Consider the following 3,828-nt stretch of genomic DNA (forward strand, 5'->3'; position numbering starts at 1 on the left):
TGTCTCCCTTACTGTCCAATAATGTGGCACATACAGCAGTTAAGGCTATCACTATGCTGTAAAAGACAAAATCAAGAACAAACAAGAACAAAAATGAAACCTTGCTGCGCAAGCTAAAAGATATTTTAAAAGATCAAAAGACAAAGAGCGTCGCTACGCTCCATCTACAAAGGAAAATAAAGAGGGTAGGAGGACTTTTAATCCATCTTTAGAGTTATTGTCTGCTGAAAGAATAAAGTTTGTACAAGGCTCGCTATTCGCTCGTGCAGGGCAAGCCCTACATACCCGAAGGCAATAAAAGGCTTAAAAAGACGCATGAGAGTTTTTAATTAGATATCTTAATTCATGTATGCTTGTTGAGTTAAAATAGCGTGAAGACACCTTAAATTGATTTTAATAAGGGGTTTTAAAGTCAGTTACTATAAAAAAACAAAAAAACCACTTTTTAATAAAAAGTGGTTTTTTTAGATTTTAAATTTTTAACGTAGATTTACTAAAGTATAATCAGACGAGAACATACTGTCAGTAAGACCTAATTGAGCTGTTTCTGAGTTTGCTTGAGCTTCAGTTACGTCAAAAACAATCTTACCTTGCATTTCAACATCTGGATTTATATTTTCTAAGAAAAATCCAAGTGAGTTTCCTTCAGCGTCTTGGTTAGCAGATATAGATCCACTTGAATCAGCGTCAAAAGATTTTTCTCCGTCAATCAATTTAAAGTTTGAAGTATCAACCATGATAGATTCATTTCCATTATTTTTAACAGTTAAGTCAATAACGAGGAAAGTATCTTGAGCATCAGTAGGATAAACAGAAGGTCCTACTGATTTAGTAGTTTCAACACCGTTAACTGTATAATCAATGTCTCCAACAGTAACAACGTCTCCTACAGCGAAAGCTTTATCTTCTTCAGTAGCTTCACTTGTTTCGGTTGAAGAAGACTCGCTTGCTTCATTTGAATTAGTAGCAGTAGTGTCGTCATCTCCTCCACCTGAGAATACAGCGATTAATACAATAACCACTAATAATATAAACCACCATTTTTTGTAAAATGGTTTCTTTTGTACGTATGTATTTCCTTCAGCATCTTTAATTTTTTTAGCCATGCTTTACTCCTCCTGAAAACTTTTTGTAAACCTAAATAATTATATATGTTTTTTTATATATTTCATAGTGAACGGTTAGTGAACATTGAAATATAAGGTTATTTCTTTAAGGACTCATCTATACGAGATAAAAAAATGTGTCTAGGCAAGCTACGGTTTTGTCATGACAAAACCCAAGACTTCGTTTTGCCTTGCCAGCCCGAAAGGAAGTTTTCCTTCGACCTTTTTTGTCGCTATCGCTCGGTCAGGACTAACGCCCTAACGGCCACTCAAAAGCTCTTAAAAACGATTTAAATGCCTAATAACGAAAAACATTATTAATTTACTTATTTATTTTCAATATTTAATTACGGTATTTATTCAATTTCAAACTGCAATATAGGTACTCCATCGAGATATTCGAAGTCTGCTTGGTAAGTCAGGCCATTCTTCGTAACAGTTGCTGACTCCATATCTTCAATCTCTCGATTAGAAAAACCTAACAACTCAAAAATTTCATCTTTCTCTGACATTGATAATGTATTATCGGTCAATAAAATAAGTTTTTCAGAAATATCATAAACATCATCGCTAGACGTTGATCCAATAACAACTGCATATCTATTTATATGTGTATCTGCATCTTCGATAATAGATATGTTTACTTTACTAGTAGTCATAGCGTCATAACGGTAATCTATCCATTTATTACTTTTCGAAAATGTATCAATTTTTTCATCATTATCAGCAACACTGTTCCAATATTGTTGGAAAGTTTCTGCATCCATTTCAAAAATAGATTGATAGCTTCCTAAATCATAGTTAGCTTCACGTTCATCTACGACAATCTCTTCTTTTTGAGATTCTTCTACACTAACTTCACTAGGAGAACCATCTGTTCCACAAGCAGACAAGATAAATAAAGAAATAAGTAATATGTATAGTTTGTTAAACATTTTTATACTCTCCTTGAATCATAATTGCATTATAAATTAGAAAACTACAAGCGATGATTACAAAAATAAGTGCTAAAACAAAATAAGCAGTTGAGAAGTTAGCATTAATTATATAATTGTAGGCGTCACCACCAACGTAAACATTTTTATCGGTAACGTAACTCGAATCACTCATTTCATAAACAAACATTTTATAGAACCCCAAGCCTATAAAAATTAAAGATATTCCAAAAGATGTAATTACTTTTAAGTCCCATGCTTTTTTACTACTTGGCATATTTTTTTCCATGTCCACACTCCCTTATACATGAGTATATCTTAAGTAAATTGACTATTCCATAACTAAATATAACATTAAATAAAGAAGAGGGAGCACTTAAACGACATTTTTTAAATGTCGTTCCAGCGCTCAAAGAATTAAGAGCAAAGGCGCACTTATACACGACTTCGTCGTGTGTGCTAAAACCAATAAAAAAAGACCACAATGCCTCATTTTTCAAATGGTATTGTGGTCTTTTTTTGTGTGAAAAATTTCTGCGAAATTTTAAGAACTCGCTACGCTCATGCAAAGTAAATAATCGTTCTAATCTTTATTATCTTCATAACCAGTTATACAAAGGTACTTTAGGAATATATTTTTCTTTAAAATGAATCTCTATGCTAGCAATTTTATTTCCTTTTCTAGCTTTGTTTTTAATAATTTTTAAATCATCGAAATATGCAGAAAGTTCATTCTTTATTGGTTTAAAAACACGCTGATCAATTTTACTCATTGAATAGCTGGGAGGTATATCAAGTAGGTCTCGAAAGTCTTCAACTTTTACTTTATAAAAACCTGTAGAACGATATTGCTTTAACAAACGATACATAGATTTAGCATAGCTAGACCTAATACCTGTAAACTCTTGGAGCTCAAATTTAGTAAATTCAGTCGATAATTCATTTAAAATATAATCCAAATCTGGATTAACAGAAATTTCAACAAATTGCTCTTTTTTGCTGATTTTAAATCCTGTAAATAAAGCGAATTTCTCTATTTCGTCGTTTGTTTCAGTTCTATACGTCAAACTCATCATTTTGTCATAAACATTCTCTAAATCATTTGTAAAACGTTTTACGGCTGTAGGTTTATAATCGCTAAGTTCTCTTAAATCTTCAAAGGAAAAGCGGACCTTTTTGGACCCCTTATCTTTCATTTTTGCGCAGAGAGAGAAGAATAAATTCATTTCAACACTATCAAAATTCCTCATAGGGATAAGGTTTAATTCATTTTTATACTTCACGTTTATATTAGACATCTAATCACCTCATGGAAAAGATAACATACAAGACCCTTTAAAACAAACCCGGGTCTCTTAAAAAGAGTCTTAAAACAGACAAATGGGGTCTAGTAGTCAGACAAATAGGGTCTAGTAGTCAGACAAATGGGGTCTAGTAGTCAGACAAATGGGGTCTAGTAGTCAGACAAATGGGGTCTAGTACCCTATCTGTAACCCTTGTGGGAGTAAGGGGCACAGGACCCCTAAAAGGTATTCTTAAAAGGTCTTTTAAAAAGTATTATAAAAAGTATTCCAAAAGACAATCCAAATTTGGTACATAAATTTGATACCCATACCTTATGATTTGCTACTGCAAAAGTGTTACTAGTACTGTCTAAATTTGTCTCCCTTACTGTCCAATAATGTGGCACATACAGCAGTTAAGGCTATCACTATGCTGTAAAAGACAAAATCAAGAACAAACAAGAACAAAAATGAAACCTTGCTGCGCAAGCTAAAAGATATTTT

General features: G+C 32.7%; 4 protein-coding genes. All 4 read right to left on the minus strand.

The features are described from left to right. Positions 1-479: 479 nt before the first annotated feature. The 4 genes from ACEN4L_RS13245 to ACEN4L_RS13260 all read right to left on the minus strand — a co-directional run bounded on the left by ACEN4L_RS13245 (position 480) and on the right by ACEN4L_RS13260 (position 3,339). Positions 480-1,106, minus strand: coding sequence for a DUF4352 domain-containing protein (locus ACEN4L_RS13245; RefSeq protein ID WP_407097718.1), 627 nt, complete (start codon positions 1,104-1,106; stop codon positions 480-482). A 356-nt stretch (positions 1,107-1,462) separates the two neighbouring features. Then, entirely contained in the window at positions 1,463-2,041 is a 579-nt protein-coding gene (locus ACEN4L_RS13250; RefSeq protein WP_407097717.1) for a hypothetical protein, read from the minus strand. Beyond that, positions 2,034-2,330 (minus strand): hypothetical protein, encoded by a 297-nt coding sequence (locus ACEN4L_RS13255; RefSeq protein ID WP_407097716.1) that lies wholly within the window; start codon positions 2,328-2,330, stop codon positions 2,034-2,036. The genes ACEN4L_RS13250 and ACEN4L_RS13255 overlap by 8 nt, the downstream gene beginning before the upstream one ends. 310 nt (positions 2,331-2,640) lie before the next feature. Next, positions 2,641-3,339 (minus strand): replication initiation protein, encoded by a 699-nt coding sequence (locus ACEN4L_RS13260; protein WP_407097715.1) that lies wholly within the window; start codon positions 3,337-3,339, stop codon positions 2,641-2,643. Positions 3,340-3,828: the final 489 nt, after the last annotated feature.

Origin of the sequence: Desemzia sp. FAM 23988 (genome assembly GCF_045528365.1) — a bacterium.
GTDB lineage: Bacteria > Bacillota > Bacilli > Lactobacillales > Carnobacteriaceae > Desemzia.